Annotated in this window: 26 protein-coding genes; 9 read left to right on the plus strand and 17 right to left on the minus strand. The window is 50.6% G+C overall.

What is annotated here, in order from left to right; genetic code table 11:
* Nucleotides 1-7: 7 nt before the first annotated feature.
* From A6301_RS21810 to A6301_RS21835, 6 genes are all read right to left on the minus strand, one after another.
* Nucleotides 8-685: a phage virion morphogenesis protein gene (locus A6301_RS21810; protein WP_234258729.1), complete on the minus strand. Its 678-nt coding sequence runs from the start codon at nucleotides 683-685 to the stop codon at nucleotides 8-10.
* On the minus strand, nucleotides 682-1,182 hold the full coding sequence (locus tag A6301_RS21815) for a phage tail protein (RefSeq protein WP_234258730.1): 501 nt from the start codon (nucleotides 1,180-1,182) through the stop codon (nucleotides 682-684). Before A6301_RS21815 ends, A6301_RS21810 begins: the two co-directional genes overlap by 4 nt.
* Nucleotides 1,179-1,631 carry a head completion/stabilization protein gene (locus tag A6301_RS21820; RefSeq protein ID WP_234258731.1) on the minus strand — a complete coding sequence of 151 codons (453 nt, stop codon included), beginning with the start codon at nucleotides 1,629-1,631 and terminating at the stop codon, nucleotides 1,179-1,181. Before A6301_RS21820 ends, A6301_RS21815 begins: the two co-directional genes overlap by 4 nt.
* A gap of 94 nt (nucleotides 1,632-1,725) precedes the next feature.
* The gene (gene gpM / locus A6301_RS21825; protein ID WP_234258732.1) at nucleotides 1,726-2,427 is read right to left on the minus strand and encodes a phage terminase small subunit; all 702 of its coding nucleotides are present in this window, start codon (nucleotides 2,425-2,427) and stop codon (nucleotides 1,726-1,728) included.
* Nucleotides 2,428-2,429: 2 nt separating this feature from the next.
* Nucleotides 2,430-3,467, minus strand: coding sequence for a phage major capsid protein, P2 family (locus A6301_RS21830; protein WP_234258733.1), 1,038 nt, complete (start codon nucleotides 3,465-3,467; stop codon nucleotides 2,430-2,432).
* 74 nt (nucleotides 3,468-3,541) lie between these two features.
* Nucleotides 3,542-4,366: a GPO family capsid scaffolding protein gene (locus A6301_RS21835; RefSeq protein ID WP_234258734.1), complete on the minus strand. Its 825-nt coding sequence runs from the start codon at nucleotides 4,364-4,366 to the stop codon at nucleotides 3,542-3,544.
* A gap of 156 nt (nucleotides 4,367-4,522) precedes the next feature.
* On the opposite strand from A6301_RS21835, the gene A6301_RS21840 reads away from it, so the two are divergent.
* From A6301_RS21840 to A6301_RS21850, 3 genes are read left to right on the plus strand one after another with little or no spacing between them, the layout of a single operon-like run.
* Complete coding sequence (locus A6301_RS21840; RefSeq protein ID WP_234258735.1) at nucleotides 4,523-6,298, plus strand: terminase large subunit domain-containing protein; 1,776 nt, start codon at nucleotides 4,523-4,525, stop codon at nucleotides 6,296-6,298.
* The gene (locus A6301_RS21845) at nucleotides 6,295-7,314 is read left to right on the plus strand and encodes a phage portal protein (RefSeq protein ID WP_234258736.1); all 1,020 of its coding nucleotides are present in this window, start codon (nucleotides 6,295-6,297) and stop codon (nucleotides 7,312-7,314) included. Before A6301_RS21840 ends, A6301_RS21845 begins: the two co-directional genes overlap by 4 nt.
* Before the next feature lie 8 nt (nucleotides 7,315-7,322).
* Entirely contained in the window at nucleotides 7,323-7,643 is a 321-nt protein-coding gene (locus A6301_RS21850; RefSeq protein WP_234258737.1) for an ogr/Delta-like zinc finger family protein, read from the plus strand.
* Nucleotides 7,644-7,927: 284 nt separating this feature from the next.
* Here A6301_RS21850 and A6301_RS21855 read toward each other — a convergent pair whose 3' ends face one another.
* The 8 genes from A6301_RS21855 to A6301_RS21890 all read right to left on the minus strand — a co-directional run bounded on the left by A6301_RS21855 (nucleotide 7,928) and on the right by A6301_RS21890 (nucleotide 13,537).
* Complete coding sequence (locus A6301_RS21855) at nucleotides 7,928-9,976, minus strand: replication endonuclease (protein ID WP_234258738.1); 2,049 nt, start codon at nucleotides 9,974-9,976, stop codon at nucleotides 7,928-7,930.
* Nucleotides 9,976-10,983 carry a phosphoadenosine phosphosulfate reductase family protein gene (locus A6301_RS21860; RefSeq protein WP_234258739.1) on the minus strand — a complete coding sequence of 336 codons (1,008 nt, stop codon included), beginning with the start codon at nucleotides 10,981-10,983 and terminating at the stop codon, nucleotides 9,976-9,978. The genes A6301_RS21855 and A6301_RS21860 overlap by 1 nt, the downstream gene beginning before the upstream one ends.
* Entirely contained in the window at nucleotides 10,980-11,900 is a 921-nt protein-coding gene (locus tag A6301_RS21865; protein ID WP_234258740.1) for a Dam family site-specific DNA-(adenine-N6)-methyltransferase, read from the minus strand. The genes A6301_RS21860 and A6301_RS21865 overlap by 4 nt, the downstream gene beginning before the upstream one ends.
* Complete coding sequence (locus A6301_RS21870; RefSeq protein WP_234258741.1) at nucleotides 11,897-12,136, minus strand: DUF2732 family protein; 240 nt, start codon at nucleotides 12,134-12,136, stop codon at nucleotides 11,897-11,899. The genes A6301_RS21865 and A6301_RS21870 overlap by 4 nt, the downstream gene beginning before the upstream one ends.
* Nucleotides 12,137-12,211: 75 nt before the next feature.
* Nucleotides 12,212-12,565 carry a hypothetical protein gene (locus A6301_RS21875; RefSeq protein ID WP_234258742.1) on the minus strand — a complete coding sequence of 118 codons (354 nt, stop codon included), beginning with the start codon at nucleotides 12,563-12,565 and terminating at the stop codon, nucleotides 12,212-12,214.
* A 2-nt stretch (nucleotides 12,566-12,567) separates the two neighbouring features.
* Nucleotides 12,568-12,771: a phage filamentation protein Fil family protein gene (locus A6301_RS21880; protein WP_234258743.1), complete on the minus strand. Its 204-nt coding sequence runs from the start codon at nucleotides 12,769-12,771 to the stop codon at nucleotides 12,568-12,570.
* An 11-nt stretch (nucleotides 12,772-12,782) separates the two neighbouring features.
* A complete protein-coding gene (locus tag A6301_RS21885) occupies nucleotides 12,783-13,286 on the minus strand; it encodes a phage regulatory CII family protein (protein WP_234258744.1) in 504 nt (167 codons plus the stop codon).
* Nucleotides 13,287-13,306: 20 nt separating this feature from the next.
* Nucleotides 13,307-13,537, minus strand: coding sequence for a regulator (locus A6301_RS21890; protein ID WP_234258745.1), 231 nt, complete (start codon nucleotides 13,535-13,537; stop codon nucleotides 13,307-13,309).
* A gap of 154 nt (nucleotides 13,538-13,691) precedes the next feature.
* Here A6301_RS21890 and A6301_RS21895 point away from each other — a divergent pair, with 154 nt between their 5' ends.
* The 4 genes from A6301_RS21895 to A6301_RS21910 all read left to right on the plus strand — a co-directional run bounded on the left by A6301_RS21895 (nucleotide 13,692) and on the right by A6301_RS21910 (nucleotide 16,598).
* A complete protein-coding gene (locus tag A6301_RS21895; protein WP_234258746.1) occupies nucleotides 13,692-14,273 on the plus strand; it encodes a phage repressor protein CI in 582 nt (193 codons plus the stop codon).
* 2 nt (nucleotides 14,274-14,275) lie between these two features.
* Nucleotides 14,276-14,986, plus strand: a complete 711-nt coding sequence (locus tag A6301_RS21900; protein ID WP_234258747.1) for a hypothetical protein — start codon at nucleotides 14,276-14,278, stop codon at nucleotides 14,984-14,986.
* Nucleotides 14,983-16,044, plus strand: coding sequence for a tyrosine-type recombinase/integrase (locus tag A6301_RS21905; RefSeq protein ID WP_234258748.1), 1,062 nt, complete (start codon nucleotides 14,983-14,985; stop codon nucleotides 16,042-16,044). Before A6301_RS21900 ends, A6301_RS21905 begins: the two co-directional genes overlap by 4 nt.
* Before the next feature lie 194 nt (nucleotides 16,045-16,238).
* Nucleotides 16,239-16,598: a protein YebF gene (locus A6301_RS21910; protein ID WP_234258749.1), complete on the plus strand. Its 360-nt coding sequence runs from the start codon at nucleotides 16,239-16,241 to the stop codon at nucleotides 16,596-16,598.
* 22 nt (nucleotides 16,599-16,620) lie between these two features.
* Here A6301_RS21910 and A6301_RS21915 read toward each other — a convergent pair whose 3' ends face one another.
* A complete protein-coding gene (locus A6301_RS21915; RefSeq protein WP_107170123.1) occupies nucleotides 16,621-17,523 on the minus strand; it encodes a LysR family transcriptional regulator in 903 nt (300 codons plus the stop codon).
* 178 nt (nucleotides 17,524-17,701) lie between these two features.
* On the opposite strand from A6301_RS21915, the gene A6301_RS21920 reads away from it, so the two are divergent.
* Nucleotides 17,702-18,466, plus strand: a complete 765-nt coding sequence (locus tag A6301_RS21920) for a type 1 glutamine amidotransferase domain-containing protein (protein WP_234258750.1) — start codon at nucleotides 17,702-17,704, stop codon at nucleotides 18,464-18,466.
* A gap of 299 nt (nucleotides 18,467-18,765) precedes the next feature.
* Nucleotides 18,766-20,154 carry a glycoside hydrolase family 1 protein gene (locus A6301_RS21925; RefSeq protein WP_234258751.1) on the plus strand — a complete coding sequence of 463 codons (1,389 nt, stop codon included), beginning with the start codon at nucleotides 18,766-18,768 and terminating at the stop codon, nucleotides 20,152-20,154.
* 57 nt (nucleotides 20,155-20,211) lie between these two features.
* Here the strand turns inward: A6301_RS21925 and A6301_RS21930 are convergent, their stop codons facing one another.
* Nucleotides 20,212-21,891, minus strand: coding sequence for a sulfatase (locus A6301_RS21930; RefSeq protein WP_234258752.1), 1,680 nt, complete (start codon nucleotides 21,889-21,891; stop codon nucleotides 20,212-20,214).
* A 59-nt stretch (nucleotides 21,892-21,950) separates the two neighbouring features.
* Nucleotides 21,951-23,174 (minus strand): anaerobic sulfatase maturase, encoded by a 1,224-nt coding sequence (locus tag A6301_RS21935; protein WP_234258753.1) that lies wholly within the window; start codon nucleotides 23,172-23,174, stop codon nucleotides 21,951-21,953.
* Nucleotides 23,175-23,215 lie beyond the last annotated feature (41 nt).

A 23,215-nucleotide genomic window follows, 5' to 3' on the forward strand; every position in this document is an offset into this window, starting at 1 on the left:
TAACGGGCTATGTCCCGTATCCTATGGCCTGGATCTGTTTCTCCATCGCCGTGTTTAAATCATCCTGACTGATACCCAAAAACTCACGGTTAGGCACATCAACAGACCAGGAGGCTTTCGGCGGACGCCCTTCCATGCTGCGAATAATTGCCCCCGCCTTCCGCGTGGTCAGCGTCGCCTGAATTTCTGCATAACCTGGCTTGCGCCAGCGCGTTCCGTTTCGCGTTTTATACCCCAGCTTACGCAGCCGTTTAGCCTGGCGTAACGTGGCAGGATCATCCTGACCCGCGTCATTTTGCTGTATAGCCTGCCGTCGATTGACAGTGACACGCATCCCGTTTTGCTGGCCATACCCCACCACGCCAGCCGGAACCGGCCTATTCCCGTTACGGTATCCACCGCCATGCAGATAAATCCGCACCGCGTCGATTTCAGGCATTTCGCGGATATGCAGCAATTTGGGCATATTGCGGAGCATCTTGCCGCGCCGCCGCGTTTTACGTGGCGTCCATGCCGTTCCGTCCGGCGATCGCTGCTGCCTCACATGACGCTTTGCCGCAGCGATCACGCCATATTTGGCGACTCGCCAGAGCAACCGTCGCCGCTTAGGTGGCGTCAAATCCAATCGTGCCAGCCGTTCACGTATCGCACGCGCCTGTGCGGCATTTAACTGTCCGGTAATCACGACGGTTGCCCGATCACTGCGCCAGTTTCATCAGCCCCAAAGATTTGCCCTTCCGTGGCAACCCAGATTTCTGGCTCAGCCAGACGCCAGCGCTTGCCGTCAAACGGGATAATGCCGTTATCGTCCTCAATGATTGCCAATGACGCAGCCAACTTGACGGATACCACTACCGTGGCGGTATCCTGATCGATAACGTCAACGTCCAGCGTGGGCAATTCCCTGTCCAGCCCCGCATCCATAAAGGGCTGTTCGTCTTGCTCGGTCTGCCAGACCAGCAACAGAGCGCACAAGTTTTTCGGATCACACTCCCGATACGGCCAGCGCTCCCAGCTCAGCACCGCATCAAACTGCATGACCGCTAACTGATACTGTCCCTCGCCCAAATCCCGCTGGGCGCTGATAAAGCTGATTTCATCCATGAAGCTGTCAAAGCCCTGCATCACACGCGATGGCAGGTTTTGAGTTACAAATGCGGTCAACGCATCTAACTGGCTCATACCATCTTCACCGCGGCGCGTTTCAGCCCCTTCATACTGCGGATAACGATCGCCGCTTCCGCCAGCAGTCCCTTGCGTGTTTCGTCTCCCTCCTGTCCCGGATGAGACTCGCGACGGCCAATCGTGGCGAATTCTCCGATAAGATCGGCTTTCGCCCTGGCAAACACCGCTTTTTGATACTGCGCACACAGCAGGTTATTTCCGTCCAGACTGACGCCTGGCACCACGCTGGCCATACCATAGCCGCTATTTTTATGCTGCTGCTCTACGCGTACTAGCGCCGCGTTAACTTCACCGGCTGCGGCTAACAACGCCTGCGCCACCGTTCCGGCGTCGATATCGGCGGGAATGGTGCGCTGTTTCTGAAAATCCCGCAGGTTCAGATCTGGCCAAAATCCATTATTGGCCAGCACCGCATCCTGATAATCAACCGGCGTTCCACTAAACATAAATCCCCCGAAAAAGCGGGCTGACCGGCTTCCACGGCACATAACACAAATGTGTATTGCCTCAGCCGCGCCCGCTCGGCTTGCGGTAGTCGTGTTAACTCTTCTGCAAAGACCGGATGCGGGCAGCGATGGTTTTACGCATCGTGCCTACACCGACCTTGCGGTGATAGCGTTCCGCCTGCCCTAGCAGGGCATCGGCCTTACGCAACAGATCGATGTCGTCCGTCGCCGTGGCTCGCGGCTGGCCACTGTCATCACGTAACAGCAGCAAACCGGCAAACTTGAACCATTTGGCGTTAATTTCTTCATGCAAGCGCCAGTTCTGCGCCACGTTGGTAAACGTGCGGGAGAAATACGGTTCAACACTCTGCCCGCTGTCTGCCGTCAGCTCTGCCCATTCCAGCACGGCATCGGCCACAAAGGCGGCAAAGCTGCGTTTAATGTTGTCGGGGGTGCGCTGTCCCTGCGCAATGGCGATATCCGCCCAGTCCAATGCCTGATCAAACTCATCAACATCAAACAGCCAGATGATGCAGTGCGAGAAAATGGGATGCTGGTACACCTCGCCACTGTCCAGATACGCCTGAACGGTGGGCAACCAGCGCGGCAGCAATTCCCGCCGCTTCATCTCCACGCGATCGGCGATCGTGGGCTGGTTCCTCACCCGCTCAATGTCGTTTTCCAGCGCCCGAATTTGCAAATGCAGGCTATGTCCGCCCGTAATAGGCTGGCAGCGTGATAGCTGCTGTTCAGCCTGCAATCGGGCGTTATGACGTTGAGCGGGTGAAAGCGCCATGATTATTCCCCGTTACCAGCAGACGGATTTGATGGCTCAGCTACAGTGCCAATCGTCACCGCCGCTTCATCGATCGCAGCGTACAACTCAGGGTATTCCACCGCGTAGCCTTCATTACGCAGATACTTGTTTTCGTACTGCTTGCGATCTTCCACAAACTCGGCTTTACGCTGACGCGTATTGCGCTGGGTGTAGATATGCAGGTTACTGAGCGTGGTAACAGCCATACGCTTGCCTGGCATAAACGGCGGCACCATTGCAGGACGGCCAGCAATCGTACTACCCAGCATCTGCGCGGCGATTTTTTCAGTAGGGCGATCAGCTTTCTGGAACAGGCGGTATTGCTCTGCGGCAACCAAGTCGGCACCGACCAATACAACAAGACGCGGATCATTACGGTACTGCGGCGGGATTTTGGAGTTAATCAGGTCAGACCCCATCGAATCCAGCGACTTGTAATCGCCGTTTTCATCCAGCGTCACCGCATCGGTGATAATCTGCTGGCCGTATTTGTATCGCTTGACCAACTCATGCCAGCCGATGTTGACGTCTTCCCCGCTCGGGTTTTCATCGGGATCGGTAGTTTTGGCCACCGACGTACCATTAAAGCCGATACGCAACATATCCAGCGCAAACGCCTGGTTAGAAAACGCCTGAACCTTCTGGAAAAATTCATTTTCGCCACCGGCATTCGCCCAAACAGACAGCAAATCCCACGGCAGGGCAGCACATGAATCCGTCTCAACTAACTTGTACTCATTCCCTTCAACACCCACACCGCGAATAAAGCGGCCACCTGCTTTGCGTCCGGTATGAAGCGCAGAGCTACCGACAGAGACAACCTGTCCAGAAAGCTGATCTACATCGGCAACAGTAATCATGGAAAGAAAATCCACTGATTCCAGCAGTGCATCACGCAGTTGCGTTTCTTTTGGGTCGGATAGCGCAAAATAACGAGAAACATCCGATACCCCGTGCGCCTCCGACAGTGCGGCGGCAAACGAGTGTAAATATTCTCGCGCCCGCTGATTTAAAAACATAGAAATCCCTCTCGCTTAATGGCGAAATAAAATAAATTGAACCGGAAATAACCGATTAATTATGGCGTAACGACTTACACCAGATGGCTAAAACGCTTGTCCTTTTCACCAATTTTACGCGTAGGCAATTTGGTAATTTTCTCGTCCAGCTTGCCAAAGTTTTTCAGGATTTGCGGCAGGTTGTTACGCAGCGTGGCAAATTCTTGCGTATCCACCACGTCCTTTACGACTTCAATATCTTCCAGTACTTCTTCCTGTCCCGTTTCCAACGCAACCACGCGCTCTTCCAGCGCGGTTAAGGCTTCGGCCAGCGCCTGCAATTTATCGCCGCCTTCGTCACCCGCGCCCTCTTCTTCAGCAAAATTTTTAGGCTTAATACCGAACAAGCTATGCCACGTTTTCTTTTCTTCCTTTGCCATTGTCTTTCCTTTGATTTCTTTCACTTCATCAATCACCAGCGGCTTTAATGCGCCAAACAGGCGATATCCTTTTTTACGCTTATTAAAACGCAAACGGGTAGTACCCACACTGGCGGGGGTATTGGTGACCCCCAAGCCCTCCAGATAGGATTTACCCGTTCCACGAAAATTCCCGTCTGGTGTTAACTCAACCGAGCAAAACAGTAACTGGCCATCCCGATTGGCCTGCAACAAGTGGTTATTAGGGCGCAACTGAGCGAACAGACGCACCAGGCCGTCTTCCCCCTCTTCTGCTTTTACCGCCAACACTTCGCCAACATTGCCATACCACTGCTCATGCTCCGGCCAAATCAAGGCGGTATACAACTCAGGGTTATAGGTTTCTGCGGCATCAATTAACCACTGGCGTTCCATTTGCCGTTTATCAACGGTTTCGCCTTCCGTAGCAATACAGATCCAGTTAGTCATTAACTGCGACATTATTATTTTCCGTTTCGTTGCGACAAATAGATTATTGACGAATAAAAATAACGCGGCGAGAGGTTTAATTCTTATCTGTTCGGTTATCCGCTTATTCCCGAACTAAACCGACTCAGCAGGAAATAAATAATAAAAATAACCCCGCATAATGGCCGCATGTCTAAATATTCCGATGAATTAATAGGTGTAGCGCGGGCGCTCTATTTAAAAAGAGCGACACCTAAAGAAATTGCCGCTGATTTAAATCTGCCAAATGCGCGGATTGTTTACTATTGGGCGGAGAAATTTAACTGGTCTGATTTACTCAGCCATGAAAGTACAGAAGAAGCGATCGAGCGCCGTTATCAATTGCTGGTCGGGCGTGACAATAAAACCGAACTGGAATTAAAAGAACTCGACACGCTGATCACACACGCCGTGAAGCTGCGGGCGCAAAGCAATAAGCACAAGGAAAAGCTGGCAGAAGCCAAAGGCGGCGGACAGCGTAGCAACGGGCATGACGATGACGACGAACGCCCCGCGAAAAAGCGTAAATACCGCAAAAATGATATTTCCGGCCTGAGCAAAGAGGATTTTGACGCCTGGGCGGAAGAATATCTATTTGGTTATCAAAAGCACCTCCGCGCCAATATCGGCGAAATGGTGCGCAACATTCTGAAAAGCCGCCAGATCGGGGCGACCTGGTATTTTGCCTTTGAAGCGTTTGAAAATGCTGTACTGACCGGTGACCCACAGATTTTCCTGTCAGCCAGCCGCGCCCAGGCGGAAGTGTTCCGCTCTTATATCGTCAACATTGCCCAGGAATATTTCGGCATCACGCTGACCGGCAACCCAATCCGATTATCTAACGGCGCAGAGCTGCGCTTTCTGTCTACCAACAAAAACACCGCGCAGTCATACAGCGGTCATTTGTACTGTGACGAATATTTCTGGGTGCCAAACTTTGCCCGCCTGAATGAAGTGGCCAGTGCAATGGCCACACACGACAAGTGGCGCACCACCTACTTTTCTACGCCCAGCGCCAAAACGCACCAGGCTTACCCGTTCTGGACGGGCGAAGAGTGGAAGCGCGGCAACAAGAAACGGGCATCGGTCAAATTCCCTGCGTTTGACGAACTGCGCGACGGCGGGCGGCTCTGCCCTGATGGCCAGTGGCGCTACGTTATCACGATGGAAGACGCGATCGCGGGCGGGTTCAATCTGGCCAGCCTCGACAAGCTGCGCAACCGCTACAACGTGGACACGTTCAACATGCTGTATATGTGCGTGTTCGTTGACAGCAAAGACGCCGTATTCAGCTTTGACGACCTGGAACGCTGCGGCATCGATCCTGATATATGGCAAGACCATGACCCGAAAGCCCCGCGTCCGTTTGGCAACCGTGAAGTATGGGGCGGCTACGATCCCGCCCGTTCCGGTGACCTGTCCACATTCGTGATTATCGCTCCGCCGATTTATGAGGGTGAAAAATTCCGCGTACTACGAGTGATCAACTGGCAGGGCATGAATTTTCGCTATCAGGCCAACCAGATCAAAAAATTGTTCCAGCAATACCACTTCACTTACATCGGCATCGATATCACCGGCCTCGGTATCGGTGTCTTTGAAAATATCCAGCATTTCGCCATGCGCCAGGCCAAAGCCATTCGTTACGGCGTGGAAACCAAAAACCGGCTGGTCATGAAAGCCGCCGACGTGGTGGAAAGTAAACGCATTGAATGGGATCAGGACGAGAAAGCGATCGCCGCGTCCTTTATGTCCATCAGAAAAACAACCACCGCCAGCGGCAACGCGATGACGTTTGTCGCTGACCGCAGCGCGGAAACTGGCCATGCAGAAGCTGCCTTTGCGATTATGCACGCGCTGGATAACGAACCGCTGAACTATGAGAACAAACCTCAGTCACGATGGAGACTAAAGAAAGCAGCATGAAACGGAAATCACAGCGACGCGGACAGGAAGCGAACAGCGCCCCGCAAAAGAAGAAAATGAGCATTATCACGTTTGGCAAGCCCGAACCGGTATTAACCACCGGTACGGATTACCGTGATATCTGGTATGACAACAATTTCGACCATTACACGCTGCCGATAGATCGCCTCGCCCTGGCGCAGTTGATCAACCTGAACGGCCAGCACGGTGGCATTGTCTATGCACGCCGCAATATGGTGATTTCAGACTACCAAAGCGGCGGGCTGACGCACGATGAGATCGGCGCGGCGGCGTTCGACTATCTCACCTTTGGGGATGTAGCCATCCTGAAAGTGCGTAATGGTTGGGGTGCCGTCGTTGACCTGGTGCCGCTGCCGTCACTCTATCTACGTCGCCGTAAAACCGGCGAATTCGTGGTATTGCAGGACGGCGAACCGCTGGTTTACCCGTCTGACGATATCATTTTTATCAAGATGTACGACCCGCAGCAGGAATATTACGGCCTGCCGGACTATATCGGCGGCATCCACTCCGCCCTGTTAAACAGTGAAGCGGTCATTTTCCGGCGTCGTTACTACCACAATGGGGCGCATACGGGCGGTATTCTCTATACCAGTGACCCGAACATGACGGATGAGATTGAAGAGGAAATCGAGCAACAGCTTGCTAACAGCAAAGGGATCGGCAACTTCTCCACCATTCTGGTGAACATCCCGAACGGGGATAAAGAAGGGGTGCAGTTTATTCAGATGGGCGATATCAGCGCCAAAGATGAGTTTGCAAACGTGAAAAACATCAGCGCACAGGATGTACTGAATGCCCACCGCTTCCCCGCTGGCCTGTGCGGCATTATCCCGCAAAACGCCGCTGGCCTCGGCGACCCAGAGAAAGCCCGCGACACGTACCGAAAAGATGAGGTGACACCGATACAGCGGCGCTTTCGTACCGCCATCAGCGCCGATCGGGAAATTCCGGCACACCTACATCTGATTTTTACCGATGATAAAGCGAAGTAGAATGCAGCATGAGACTGAAACCGTTAAAATCCCAGCAGTTTGATTCGCTGGGAGCCAGAAATATGCGTGTTTTAAAAGTAGAATGCCCTGAGTGCGGCGAAAAAGCAGTAATAAGGAAGACTAACCGCAAGCATCGTAAAATAGCGGATATTTACTGCGCCTGCTCAGACGTTGAGTGTGGCCACACATTTGTTATGAATCTAACGTTTTCACACTCACTCAGCCCCAGTGCCAAAACTGGCGATAAATTACTACAAACGGTGATCGAAAACCTATCCCCTCAACAAAGACAAATGGCACTGGACTTGTTAAAAGCTCCAGCCGCATAAATCAGCACCACCGTGAATCGGTGGTGTTTTTATTTCGTAGAACAACCCCCTCTTTTACCTGCTCAGACAATTCACCTATCCAAATCAATGCTATTTGGCGATCCTTCTCACTGCTTTCATCCACACATACAAACCGTGTCAAAAGCGCTATACGTTCTAACACCGTAACTACGTCTAAATCGTCCATTCCGCGCCCTCAAATCACTGTATATACAAACAGTATATCAAAATATTTCTTAATTAATACTGGATAAGGTCATTGTATTTTAAAGCATTTATGTGGACTACCAGTTATAACCATCCCACAACTCGCAATCGGTTGATTTTTCATACTCATTTAACTGGCCGTTAGCCATTCGTAACATACGCTCCCCACCTATCGACAGGTTCCCGCCCCTTAAAAGAATGCTGACCTGCTCATTTTCCCCGCTAAAACCACGTAGCTTTAATAACTCGGATAATCGTCGCCGGTTCCCCTGCGTACAGTTATTGACAGAACTCCAAGGGGCGGCAGAGCCGCCAGAAAAGCCCGCCTCCGCTGGCGCTACGGCCAACTTCGGAACAATGCCCCACTTAACCAAACGTGTAACGACCTCTGACGCAGTACCCAACAGCGGCGAATAGACCCCCTGTATGCGCTGCACATCTTCCGCGTACTGGTTGCCCTGCTCGGTAATTTCATACGCCAGACGCACGACCAGATTATCGCGTGATACCAATGCCCCGCCCTGAGCCTGAGTGTACGCCGCCCAATCACCCAGATCGGCGGCAACCAACACGGCATCCATGCGGGCATCATCCAACTGGATATCGCGCAGGCGGCGCAGTTCACGATAAACCGTTACCGGCGCACCACCTATTTGCTGAAACTGACGGATGCGCCAGCGCGACGCCCAGGCGGAAACAGCCTTTGACATGTCTTTCAGGTTTTCGCCGGTTTCATCGTCGTTTTCATCATCCAGCGCGAAACCGTCGATGTTTTTTGAAATGTATTTTGCGATATAGCCCGTCGCCGAACCTTTTGCGGGATCGATAGGCTCAACGTGAAAACGCGCCTTTAGCGCCTTTTCACTCTGTAGTTCTGTAGAATCAACGTAGCGGGCGTAGTAACACATAATGTCACGCACCTGATCGACATGCTCAGGACGCATAAACAGCAACATATGCCAGTGGGGAGTGCCATCGTGATGCGGCTCCACCACGCGAAAACCAAACACGCTAATTTCCTCTCGCGACAATGCCGCGCGGATTTTCGCCCATACGCTACACAGGTATTTCTGTGTATCCCTCGGGCTAGCGCCGTTCCACTGCTTAACAAATCCCCCACCGCTATGCGCAGAGTGATATTTTGACGGCGCGGTAATGGTGTAGAACTCACCGGCACAGCCCATTTCATGGGCTAAATCTTCGAAACCTCGCATACGAACCATAAGTTCACATCTCCTTATTGCTGGATTGGCATTGCTGCCATTTACCATGTCATTCATTGATACCCGTTCGCCCGTTTCGGGGTTTTCGAGATCGAATGATTTAAAAAACTCGCGATTCCGTTTCTTCTGAGCAATCCATTCACCCAGCGTGCTGCGGGAAACATAGGCCGACGCCGCTTTTTGCACCTGTCCCACCGCAATGGCCATATGCTCACGCTGCAGATCACGGCGGCGTTTGATGCGTACACGCCACCATTCCGGCGACATCATGCGCAGCAGGCCAGATTCGGCGCTGTGCGTCGGCAACTCGCGACGGCCTTTGGTGAATTGCGCCCAGTACGGCGGCTGCGTACCAGCCTGTAGCGTTAATCGCCCCAAATGCCGGAACGCCATTAATGTGATGCTGCGCATATCCAGATCGGCAGCATTCGGTATGCCGCGCTCGGTATAGTCCTTAAAGCTAGCTGCCATAAAATCCGCCAGTTGAGTAGACAGACGGCGAATATCATCACGTTCGTATGTGGGCAGTTTTTCCAGATCGTCAGAGAACGGAAACGGGATATCACCGGCAGACAGGAATTCCGTTTGATAGCGCGGCATGATTTTGCGCAGGCGTGGCAATACGCTCTCACCCAACGTGCGGCGTAAAAACGTATTGGCGCGGCGGCGTCCTTTGTGTTCATCGGATTTAAAGAGGGTTTCGTAACGCTGGCCAAAGTATTTAGCAAGGTAATCAGGCAGGTCGGCAAAATACGGATGCCGGAAGTCATGATCGGTTTTATCCAGATGCCAGAGGATGCGCTCAACATAGCTCACGCCATCCGGCACACCTGGCGCGAACTGCTCACGCTGCCAGTTAAGAGCAGCGTGATGATCTCCGTTGTGCTCTGCGGCTTGTTGCATTACTCGCAAACCCCAGCATAAACACTGCTGCAAACGGCCTTGTCATTCATGCCTGCAAATAGATCGAACTGATTGCCGCCGCGTGAGGTCAATGCCCAGTCTCTATAGGTTTCAATACCGTGAGATTCCACACTGATGAACTCAATACGGCGTTCGGATTTACGCGGGTCTTGAGTCGAAGGAAAGAACGTGCTGTTACCACGGCGAGAACAAGCAGCAACCAGCCGTTCCCATTCAGCCACACGCGCCACCTCTTCTGGCCAGCGGCTGAATATTTCCGCTAACTCAGATTTTATCGCATGGATGCATGGCATACAGCCTACGCGGCTGCATCCCTGCTGATAGAGTGGATTGGGTTTAATTCCGTGACGGCGTGCCAATGCAAACACATCGGCGTGAGTCCATGTCAGTATCGGGCGGTAGACATGTAACCCTGGTGTATTATCTACGTCTGTTTCCCATTCTGGCAGCAATGCGCGTGCTGGAGACTCTTCCGCCCGTACACCTTGCCAACTGATAACCTCGTCATATTCAGCCAGCAGCGGCATGACGATCTGGTCACGAATAGGCGCGTGTTTTAGATCAAAAGTACAAAAGCGGGCTTTAGTGGAGGGGAATCGGCCTTTCCACATACACAAATCCAGAAAAGGGATACCCGTTGGATGAAGAACATCAAGCGCACGGGCAACCGTTGCGGCGGCCTGTGCATCAGTCATACCGCATTCAGTTACCAGCGTGACAGGCCAGCGCTCAGCAATGAATTTACGTTTTCCTGCTATACGGTCATCAAACGAGGCTTTAACTCTGCGTATTTCCCCCAGCTTGGATTCCAGATAATCAAGATATTCCATTGTTTGCGGGTGTTCATGACCTGTGTCAGCAAATACGCGGATGGTTGGTACGCCTGACTCAATAGCCAACAGCCATTGCGCCAGCGAATCTTTACCGCCAGACACTGAGTTAATGTTGATTGCATCGACAGAAAAACAACGGGAATCGATAGTCATAACCCCATCCCCCGCAACTCACCGCTGAAGCCGGTATTCAAGCCACACAGCGTTGAACCATTTCGCAGCGGCAATGACTCCTGACAATTGGCAGTCAGCACGCCGATCACTTCTTTGGCCGCGCCGCGAGTAATAGCGTTAGCACTGATAGAGCGCTGAACGGCTATTTCGTGAAACTCAAAGGTATGATAAATCTCGCGAGTTACTGGCGTATCGCTGTTTGAAATCACACACTGAGCACCATCTCTGCGATTAGCACCAGCCAGCGCGACAGCTAATGTGATGTGGTGACCAATGGAGAATGGCGCTGTGTGATACTGCGTGAAATTGGCGGTATCACTGGCGGGCAGGTACGGCGGATCGCAGTAAATAACCGCGTCAGGGCTAGCATGTCCTTCTATGGTCTTGCAAAACGGTGCAACCCTGAAAACGGCGTTGGTATCACGCGCTTTTTCTGCAAACAGACGGATTTCACTAGCAGGGAAATATGGGGAACGGTAACGGCCAAATGGCACGTTAAATTCACCGCTCTGATTATAGCGACACAGGCCGTTAAATCCGTGTCGGTTCAGATACAAGAAAAGCACAGCACGCTGTAGCGCGAAGCCCGCGCCAGTTGCACGCAAGAAATTAAACTCTGCCCTGCGCCCCAGATACTCAATTTCCGTGTTACCCGTCATGAACATTGACTGTGCATCACGGATCAGCAGCTCGGTGTCAGCAACAGCAACGCGATACAGATTAATCAGATCTGGATTAATATCGGCCAATACATAACGGCGATAATCCGTATTCAGGAACACCGACGCGCCGCCGACAAATGGTTCGATGAGGCAATCACCTTTAGGCAGGAGCGGCAGCAAATCAGGCAGGACGCGGGTTTTACCCCCCGCCCATTTGATGAACGGGCGGATCATATCGCCAGCTCCTGCGCCGAATGCTCAAACCGTTCCGCTTCCTTACGCAGCAATTCGATAATTTCTACGGCTGAATACTCTTTTTGCTGAAAGTGAACAGTCAGCGCAGAAAGACGCAGAGCAAATGAAAAATGTTGGTCTTTTTTTTCGTCCAGCCGTGCATTTTTCATCAATTCCAGTAGTGCGCCATTGTCGGCAACCGTGCTTGTGGTACGGCGTGTTTCGATATTTCTCATCGTGGTTTTCCTGTTTTTAGGTAATACGAATCCCCAGCCGGTAGAGGCTGTAAAAAAGAAAGGCGTATTACGGGATTAGTTTATTTTTGGGTATATTTTCCGTTCCCCGCATAAATCAGGGATAGGATCAGTACAGACATGCAGCACACTACAGTTAAAATGATCTGGTCGGAATGCAGAGGTTTTCTCATGAAACCGCCGCATCTCAAATAAGCCATTCAACAGCGCCTGGCGCTTATTAAAATCAAACTCCTTCCAACTCCAATCAACGTGTGTATTCCCCAGCCGTGGGCGGCAGAAGAAAATCAGGTTTTCACGTTCCCGCTTTGTTGCAGAGTTCCAAAACGCCTGTACAGGGCTATCCGTTCCCGAAATCATGCGGCGTATGGCCTTTAGCGGTTCGGGCAACTCACGAGCATCATGGTGCATGATTACCCCCTAACCCCAATCAGGCGACGCCACAACGAACGGCGCGGCATTACAGGCACATACGGCTTTTTACTCCAGGGTGCAAAATAGGCTTGCTCCGGTGTCGGTTGTACGCGCTGGCCGCTTGGCAGTTCCAGCCAGCCTTTGCCGTTCTTCAATCGCGGTGAAGGAGATTGACTGATAAGTAAACGAGCAATAGAAATCATAGCTATCCCTCTTACGCTAATACCGGCATGGCTGAATTCAGCACGTCTACGGCTGCGGCCATCATCGGCGTGGATTGGAAACGGGCTTCGACAGAAAGCACAATCAGCGACAGATTACGGATTGCGCTGTTTGCGCGGTGAAGGATGGCGTTTTTACGCGCCTGAGACATCGGGGCATTTGATACCGCTTCCCCAGCGATCGCGCCCACGTCAGCCGTGGCACTTAACGCAAACATCGTCACATTGTGTGACTTTGCTTCATTACGTGGCACAGATGGCAAACAGTTAATCTGCGCCAACAGGCCATCCAGTAAACCAGCGTCTTCCGTGTGATCGGTAATGGCTAGCAGTTCATCACACGTTAAGCGGTGCGGCTGTTCGGGGTTCAGCTTGTTACGCAGCACTTGAGAACGAACGCCGATCGCGGCCGCAACGTCTTCAAGGTTATGCGCCAGTGCGAACGCTCGGCAAGCGGCATCAAGGTGCGGGTGTTTAGCGATCTGATAATCAAACATAGCTATCCCTGCCCCGATACTTAGGATGGATTCGCTTGAAGCGAAATACGACATTCGCTTAATGCTTGAACGGTTAGCGCGGCCATGTTGACTTCAACCGTTGCACGGGGCTTGTCACCTTTCGGCTTAATCGGCAAGCGACCATCACGGATCATGTCGCGTGCGGTAGTAATTGGGGTACCGGTTACCCGACAGTATTCATCTAATGGCATGTACGGGACAGGGATGGTGATTGTAATGTTAGGACGCATAAGGCAAACTCCTCGTTTAAGCTGAATTCGTCAACATTCAGCAATATTCGTCAATATTCGTTTTTTGAAAAGTAACGGAGCAAGCCTAATGCTCATTTTGAAAAGTGTCAATGATTGATTTTCATTTTGAACATATCAGGTATTGAAAAAGCACATGCTGAAAATTGATTTTCATGGAGAAAGCGCCCCTATTTTAGACAGGGTAATAGAAGCATATGGCTTCACTTCAAAGCTGACACTTGCGCAACATTTCAACATGGCGGCAAGCAGCCTATCAGGCCGTTACCGGCGCGGCGGCTTTCCTGCCGATATAGTTGTTCAATGTATGGCCGAAACAGGAGTGAGCCTTGCATGGTTAGCTACTGGGCAAGGCAAAAAATTTGACGATGAGTCACTTGATATACTCAAGTTTCCCCACAAAAAACTGATCGATGGGCAGCTTTACGATTCTGGCTATGTGATGTTTGATAAAGTGATGTTTCCTCCTGGCGTTCCGCTGCCAGAAAATCCTATCTGCGTAATTGACGAAAAGATGCAGTACATCATCGACCAGACGTTTGCCGATGTTTATGACGGCCAATGGCTTGTTGAGATTGAAGACAAAATCAGTATCAGAACGCTGACCCGCATCCCTGTGCGTAAGGTTCGCGTTAGCGGTGTTGGTATGGCGTTTGATTGCGGAATTGATGATATAAAAATCCTTGGAAGGGTAAAAACTGAAATAGGGATGTTTTAATTATGTTTGGCTTTTTAAAAAAAATATTTTCTAACCCCAGTAATCAAAGCTCTGATACAACATCAGCAGTCGATAGCATGGGTAACTACATCTATGAGGATAATTTAGACCTAGACTCATACCCTTTTAAAATGGTTAATCAAAAGGCTATCTTATGGAATGGAATACCAGTAAATGTTGAATTTTCATATCTAAACGATCTCGAAAAAAAAGAAAGGATTCAAGGGAAAGTACAAGAGATAGCGATATCTGAAAAAGGTGAGTTTATTCTACAAGTAAATGTAGAGGGCGATGATATAACTCATAGCATTGAAGAAAAGCACATCGAAACAAAGATTCTTGTTGGAACAGTACGATTTAATTTTAAAGACTTTTGCAAACAAAAGCTAAAAATTAACACGCAAGAAATGTTCTCCTACGCAAAAGCCGTAAGACATGCTGCCAGCACGCTGACTGTAACTAAGGAAATCCCCCCGATACTTACATCCTTCACTTATGTAAAAAACAAGGAACGCTATAAGACAGAAACGCTCATTGACCGCATGTTAGAAAATAAACATGGCTTTGCAAGCATATCAGGTAAAAACCCTAAAACAGGTGAGCGGGATGATTTTGATATACAGAAAATAGACACAATGATTAAAAGCGAAGGACATAATAAATATAATCGTGATGAGTGGATTAAAGTAATTTTCGGTATTTCTGATAAATGAGTATAAAGAAACAAACTGATGGTAAATGGCTTTTGGATTTCTACCCAGAAGGCAAACCAAAGGGCAAGCCCAGCAAAAGAATTCGTAAGACGTTCTCCACAAAAGGGGAAGCCCTAGCGTATCAGAATCATATACTCGAAAATCTGGATAACAAGACGTGGCTTGACGGTAAAGAAGATCGGCGAACGCTGCGGCAACTGGTTTATATGTGGTTCGATGAGCACGGTATAACGCTGGATGATGGAGAAAAGCGCAAGAGCGCGATGGAATTTGCCTGCGAAAGTATGGGGGAACCTCTGGCGCATGAATTTAACGCCGCAATATTTTCCCTCTACAGAAAAAAACGTATTTCCGGTGAGATCGTCCGAACCGCTCGCGTAAAGCAAGTATCCCCCCGAACAATGAACCTTGAATTAGCCTACTTCCGCGCCATATTCAATGAACTAAAGCGCCTCGGTCATTGGAAGCTTGATAACCCGCTCGCTGGGGTTCGCGCCTTCAAATCAGAAGAGGCGGAGCTAGCTTATCTGGAGCAAGACGAGATCAACAGCTTGCTTGAGCAATGTAAAGCCAGCCGGAACAACAGTACATTTTGGGTGGCCTGCGTCTGCTTGGCCACTGGCGCAAGATGGGATGAAGCAGAGTCACTAACGACGAAGCAGATCAAAAATCTGAAAGTGAGTTTCTTCAAGACCAAAGGGAACCGAAACCGCACAGTACCCATCAGCAAAGAGTTTTATGACGCACTACCGAAACCAGAAAAACCAGGGCGGCTCTTTCAGTCGTGTTACTCTGCGTTCCGTAAAGCTGTAGAGCGTTCTGATTTTGAGCTGCCGGACGGCCAGCTTTCGCACGTACTACGGCACACCTTCGCATCACACTTTATGATGAACGGCGGTAACATTCTGGTGCTGCAACGTATACTAGGACACACAGACATAAAAATGACAATGCGTTATGCCCACTTTGCGCCAAACCATTTTAATGAGGCTATAGAGCTAAACCCTCTAAATAAAAGCGCCCCCTTTCTGCCCCCTCAGAACCCAAACCCTCGGTAATATTCAATAACATTCGTTCATTAAGTTATTGATAGTTATGTTAACTCATTGTTTTTAAAGGATGGGTCATGGTTCTCATAATCGCTTGGTCGCTGGTTCAAGTCCAGCAGGGGCCACCAAATTCAAGGAGTTGCGTTAATAGCGCTGCTCCTTTATTTTTGGGCGTCGGTTTATGTTTATCAGGAAGAAGCGGGATGGGATGGAAAACCAAAACGGCTGGTTGCGTTATGACAGCGGCCATCGTCTTAGCGGGCTACAATTATTACCTCAAGCATAGCGGCCCATCCTGCCTGGAGGTGACGTATGAGCAAGCCGTCGACTATGTGCAGCACGATCTCCTGACACACCGTATTCCCCGCTGGGCTAAATTAAAACCCGAAAACCTCGGTACCGCGACACCCGCGATTACTTTTGATAAAACCGCTTCACCCACGTTATCCGATCCCGAGGTTTACCTCCTAGCATTCACCGTCTCCGGCCCACAGAAAACACACTCGCTGTTTGCCATGTACGAATGTAAAACAGGTTCAGTTGAGTATGCTTCGAAAGACTAAAGGATGAATTCATCCCACGCATTCACGTCTTAACAACCTGCGAACATACGTCGATAAACGCACGCAGTTTGGGTTGGTTCCTCGCGGCTTTTGAGAAATAAAGAAAGAGGCCATCGTTTCCCGGCGAGAGATCGAGTAACGCCGCTTCCAGCGTGCCGTCTGCCAGTTCGCGTGAGGTATGGAAAGTGGATGAGTAAATCAGTCCGACTCCCCTCACCGCAAGGCTGCGCATCAGTTCCCCATCGTTAACGGTGACCGAGCCCGTTGGTTCAAGCCTCACACTTTCTTTATTTTCGATAAACTCCCACCGATAAATATCTCCTTTTTCAGGGCGGCGAAAGCGAATGCATTCGTGATGTACCAGATCGTTTGTGACTTTCGGCTTTCCATGCGTTTTGAAATAGTCCGGCGAACCAAAAACTGCCCACTTAAAGGGCGGCGAAAGTCGTATCGCAATCATATCCTGTTCGATGTACGAACCGATCATGATGCCAGCATCATAGCCTTCAGAGACGAAATTATCGTGACGGTTGCTCACCGTGATATCGACATTCAAATTCGGCCACGCCTGACGAAATGCAGGGATGAGCGGTTCGATGACATGGGGTAATGCTAAGCGTTCAACAATCAGCTTCAACGTCCCCGATGGCTTTTTTGCCGATTGCGCGACATCTTCAAAACCTGCCGCGATGGCCTGTGCCGCGGGGCCAATTCTCAGTAACAGGTCTTCTCCTGCTTCTGTCAGTGCCATCTTGCGCGTCGTGCGGTGGAAAAGTAGCACGCCGAGGCGATGCTCCAGTCGCTGGAGCGACAAGCTCACCGAACCCGGCGTCTTGCCCAGATCGATCGCCGCTTTGCGAATGCTCAATCGCTTCGCTATCGCCAGAAATTCTGCAAGTCCATCAAAACTGTCGGATTGCCCCATCAGGGTTCCTTATCGTCATGCAATACAGGGATTATCAAACCCAATTTATGACAATTTATCACGCTAATACAACAGCATTACATCGATTTTTTAAACAACGCATTCCGTTTTTACCACCTATTTTCAATCAGTTATCCCAGATATAGTCGGCAAACACCACCTGCTGAAGGAATTTGCTATGTCAATAATAAAGCGTTGTACGGGTCTTATCGCCGCGATTGCTGTGTTTGCCGCAGCCTCCCCTGTTTTTGCCCAGGACAATCAGAAAGAAGAGAAAGTATTAATTGTCGTCTCCAGTCTGGATAAAAAGACGCCAGAACTTGTTGGCGGCTTCTGGTTTCCAGAACTCACCCATCCGGTCGAAGTCTTCGATAAAGCAGGGCTGGATTACGATATTGCCAGCCCCAAAGGAGGATTACCGCCCTTCGACGGGTTCGATCTCAAAGATCGGGCGAGTCTGGATTTTTGGACTAACCCAGAACACCGCAACAAACTGGCCAATTCAATCCCACTAGCCAAGGTTGATCCTGCTAAGTACACCGCGATCCTGCTCGTCGGCGGACACGGGCCAATGTGGGATTTCGCCAACAATCCTCAGTTGATCAACCTTGTACGTACGATGTATGAGAACAATAAGATCATCAGCGCAGTCTGCCACGGTCCAGCTGGTCTGTTGAATGTGAAACTCAGCAATGGCGAGTTGTTAATTAAAGGGCGTCACCTCACTGGATTTACCGCAGAAGAAGAGGCGTTTCGCCATTACGATAAGATTGTGCCTTTTGAACTTGAAGCCGCGCTGAAAAAGGATGGCGCAACGTTCGAAGAAGCGCCAATCTTTGAAAATAAAGTCGTCGTTGACGGACGACTGATCACCGGCCAAAACCCAGCATCCGCTAAAGCACTCGGTGAAGCTGTCGTCAGCGCGCTGAAAGCGAAAGCATAATCACCACATCATAAGTTGCGTTAGGTGGTAAAACACCTAACGCTGGCAACAACACATGACACCAGAAGAGATGTCGTGACCGAAGTCACATAACCAGACAGGGGCGTTGCCGCAGAGATTCAGGATTGTATAGTGAGCTAATAAGACGTTACCGCCAATGGCGGGCGAGACTTGGGCAGAAGTGAGTAGTGATACTCTCCTCTGCCCAAGTTTTTTTTTGCCTGTTATCCGGCGGTTCACAGCGTAGAGCCACAGGCCAGCGCAGCGTAATGATGTAGAAAACGATAAGGAGAAATACCATGAAAGCATTCCCCGAAGGATTTTTATGGGGTGGTTCAGTCGCAGCAAACCAGGTTGAAGGGGCATGGAATGAAGACGGTAAAGGTGTGTCAACCTCCGATCTTCAGCTAAAAGGCGTCCATGGCCCGGTGACGGAACGCGATGACAGCATTAGCTGTATCAAAGATCGGGCAATCGACTTTTATCATCAGTATCCGCAGGATATCCAGCTGTTTGCCGAAATGGGGTTCAAGGTCTTGCGTACCTCCATCGCCTGGACCCGCATTTACCCCGAAGGCGATGATGCGGAACCTTGTGAAGCCGGTCTGGCCTTCTACGATCGCCTATTTGACGAAATGGCGAAACATCAGATTCAGCCGCTGATTACGCTGTCGCATTATGAAATGCCGTACGGTCTGGTGAAAAAACTGGGAGGTTGGGGCAATCGCGCCGTCATCGATCATTTTGAGAAATATGCGCGTACCGTTTTCAGCCGCTATCAAGACAAGGTAAAGCACTGGCTGACCTTCAATGAAATCAACATGGCACTGCACTCGCCCTTTACGGGCATCGGGCTGAGCGGCGAACCCTCGAAGCAGGATATTTATCAGGCAATCCACCACCAACTGGTTGCCAGCGCGCGTGCGGTAAAAGCCTGCCACGAGATTATCCCGGATGCTAAAATCGGCAACATGCTGCTGGGCGCGGTACGCTACCCCATGACCTGCCACCCGAAAGATGTACTGGAAGCACAGAACAAGAACCGTGAATGGCTGTTCTTCGGTGATGTTCAGGTTCGCGGCACCTATCCAGCTTGGATTCAGCGCTATTTCCGGGAAAATGACGTCGAACTCACCATTACCGCACAGGACAAAGACGATCTGAGTCACACCGTAGACTTTGTTTCATTCAGCTATTACATGAGCGGCTGTGCAACCTTCGAGCCGGAAAAATACCAGTCTTCACGCGGCAACATCATCCGCCTGATTCCCAACCCGCACCTTGAGGCGTCCGAATGGGGCTGGCAGATCGACCCCGAAGGCCTGCGTTTCCTGCTGAACGAACTGTATGACCGCTATCAGAAGCCACTGTTCATCGTGGAAAACGGATTAGGCGCGCGTGACGTGGTGGAAGAGGATGGCAGCATTCACGACGGCTACCGCATTGATTATCTGCGTCGCCATCTGATTCAGGTACGTGAAGCCATTGATGATGGCGTCGAATTGCTGGGCTACACCAGTTGGGGGCCAATCGATCTGGTCAGCGCAGGCACGGCACAGATGTCAAAACGCTACGGTTTTATTCATGTCGATCGTGATGATGAAGGCAAAGGCACGCTGGAACGTCGGCGCAAAGACAGCTTCTACTGGTATCAAAGTGTAATTGGCAGCAACGGGGAATCGTTGTAGCTATCGAGAAAACCAGACGGCGCACAAACGCGTCGCCGTCTGGTTTATTGCAGTGGATTACTTATCCATCAGTTCTTTTAGCTGCGGCGCACTCTTCTTCACCGCTTCATTCGAGGCTTTTACCTTCGCTTCTTTGCCAACCTGATCGGGGATAAATCCGGCAAGAATATCCTCGTGGTTGTACCCTTTCAGCCATTCACGCGGGAACGGAGCGAGCTGCTCACCGGCACCTTCATGGCGATAAACCTGACCTTGCCCAGTACGTTGGTTATACGGGATCACGTTTTTCCCCTGCCGATCGCCCAGCTCTTCATACAGCTTTTTGCGCAGCGCGATTTTGGTATTGACGATCTTCTCATCGGTAGAATCGATCAGGTTGTGTTTCTCTTCCCGATCGTTCTGCATGTCGTAGAGCTCTTCTTTATCCCAGACGCCGTAGTATTGGATGTATTTGTATTCCGGCGTACGGATCGCAAACGTGGTTGGCGTCTGCGGAAAGCTGTATTCCCAGAAGTATTCATAGACGAAGTAATCTTTCCGCTTCGGCACGTTATAGCCGTCCAGCCCCAGTCGCCAGAAGCTCTGCCCATCGTAATGCTTCGGCGCATCGACACCTGCGGCTTCAAGGATAGTTGGCGCAACATCGATATTTCTGACAATGTCTTCCACTACCTTGTCTTTGGCGAAGCCCGGCCCGGAGGCGATCAATGGCACGCGAATCGATTCTTCATAAGCGTTACGCTTATCGATCAGCCCATGCTCGCCGAACATAAAGCCGTTATCCCCCATCACCATGATGATGGTGTTCTTATCCAGCCCCTGTTTTTGCAGCCAGTCACGCACGCGCCCTACACTGTCATCCACCGAGCGCAGCGTTTCATAGTAATCGCGTTGATACTGCTGAAGATCCATATCCGTGTTATAGGGATAATCCACGCCGTGCCAGCTGTTACGTTGGTTCTTCACCCACATCGGCTTGCCAACATAGTTCTCCGGCGTATCAGCATAGGTATCCGGTACGGGGAAGGTCACCTCTTTCATGCTGCCACGGTGGCGCTTGGCGGGCAGGAAGTCAGAGTGCACGCCTTTGTGCGACAGATACATCATGAACGGCTTTTTCTTATCGAGCGTGTTCAGCCAGTCTACGGCGTAGTCCGTCAGTTCATCGGTGATATATCCTTTTTGCGGCACCATCTTGCCATCGACATTGAGCATGGTCGGCTTGCCGTAGCTATCAATCGGATAATAGCTGCCTTGCCCCAGCAACCCGACCCAGCGATCGAAACCGGCGAAGCCTTTTGTGGCCGTTTTATCTGCGCCACCAAAGTGCCATTTGCCAAAGAAACCGGTTTGGTAGCCGTTGTCACGCAGCAGCTCAGGGAAGTAGTTCAAATGAGAGAGGTCGGACGGGTTATTATCCGAGACGCCATGATTATGCACGTACATCCCCGTCAGAATACTGGCACGGCTGGGCGAGCACAGCGAGGTCGTCACGAACGCATTCTTAAAATACGTCCCCTCTTTGGCGATGCTATCCATATTTGGCGTGTGAATAGCTGAATTCAGGAAGCCGAACGCATCGTAACGCTGATCGTCAAGAATGATGTAAACCACGTTAGGTTGCTTTCCATCAGCCGACTGCACCGTCGCTGAAGGGGAAGCCGCCGCTGCGGTATGCGCCCCCGCCGCTTGCATACAGGCCAGCGTAATCGCAGCCAGGAGTCTGTTTTTTTTCATATCCGTTCCTTTTTTTATGCCATCCCTCCCCAGAGCACATGGAGACTATTCGGCATCTGTTAATAGAACTCTGCTTTTATATTCCTTCTTATTTTTTTCATCGATTCCTGACGTCCCAGTTGAGAGAGCAGAGCATTCATACGAGGTAAAACATGGAATAGGTGGGTTTTAAATCCATCACAGAAATAGTTTTTATTCGGCCGCCCATCGCTGGAAATATCAAACCGATGCTTCGGGCAACCGCCGTGGCAAACCGCTTTGACTTCACAGTTAAGGCAATCTTTACTGATGTTTTTTTGTTTGCTTTCACCAAAGGCGAGGTTTTGTGGCGAATTTACCAGCGCGACCAGATCGTCCTGATTAATATTGCCGAGCTTATTTTCGGGATAAACAAAATGATCGCAGGAATACACGTCACCATTTGCTTCAACAATCAGGTTGCCGCCACAGGTTTCATTAATGACGCAGGCACTAAGCTGTCCGGTCATTTTGGTCAGCGTTTGCTCGAAGTTCATGACAAACACATTGCCCAGATCGTGTTGAACCCAATAGTCAAAAATCGTATTCAGAAAGCGACCATAGGCTTTTGCGGGTACTGACCACTCCGTCACGCTGCACTGACCCGAAAAGTCCGGCTGAATCAGCACCAGTCCGTTGTCATCCGGTTGGGCGGCACGGCGCTCCACCAGCGGAATAAACTGCATATAGCGACTGCCAATACGTTTGAGAAACTGGTAAACATCCAGCGGACGTCGCACGTTTTCCGCATTCACCACCGTCAGCGTATTAAACTCGACCTTGTGACGCTTCAGTGCCTCCAGCCCTTTCATCACGTCATCAAAGGTGCTTTTCCCCGCCCGCGTGAGGCGATGTGCATCATTGCTGATACGGTCACCGTCAATCGACAGCCCCACTAGAAACTGGTTCTCTTTTAAAAAACGCGCCCAGTCGTCATCAATGTTGGTGCCATTGGTCTGAAAGAAGTTATTGATCTGCTTTGTGCCACGGTATTGGTTCTGCAACCGCACCGCTTCGCGGAAGAAATCGATGCCCAGTAGCGTCGGTTCACCGCCTTGCCATGGGAAATCGACGACAGGTGCCTGCTGGCTGCTGATGTTCTTGCGCACATAGTTTTCCAGCGTATCGCCATCCATTTTCCAGCGACTTTTCCGTTCTGGGTAAAGGTGTTCCTTCTCAAGATAAAAACAATATGAGCAATCGATATTGCACACAGACCCTGAAGGCTTGGCCATCAACTGAAAATTAGCAATGGATTGACTCATTGGCACCTCGATTTAGCTTACCGACAACACACTATTTCCGT

It is taken from the genome of Pectobacterium sp. IFB5596 (genome assembly GCF_021432585.1).
In the GTDB taxonomy this organism is placed as follows: domain Bacteria; phylum Pseudomonadota; class Gammaproteobacteria; order Enterobacterales; family Enterobacteriaceae; genus Pectobacterium; species Pectobacterium punjabense.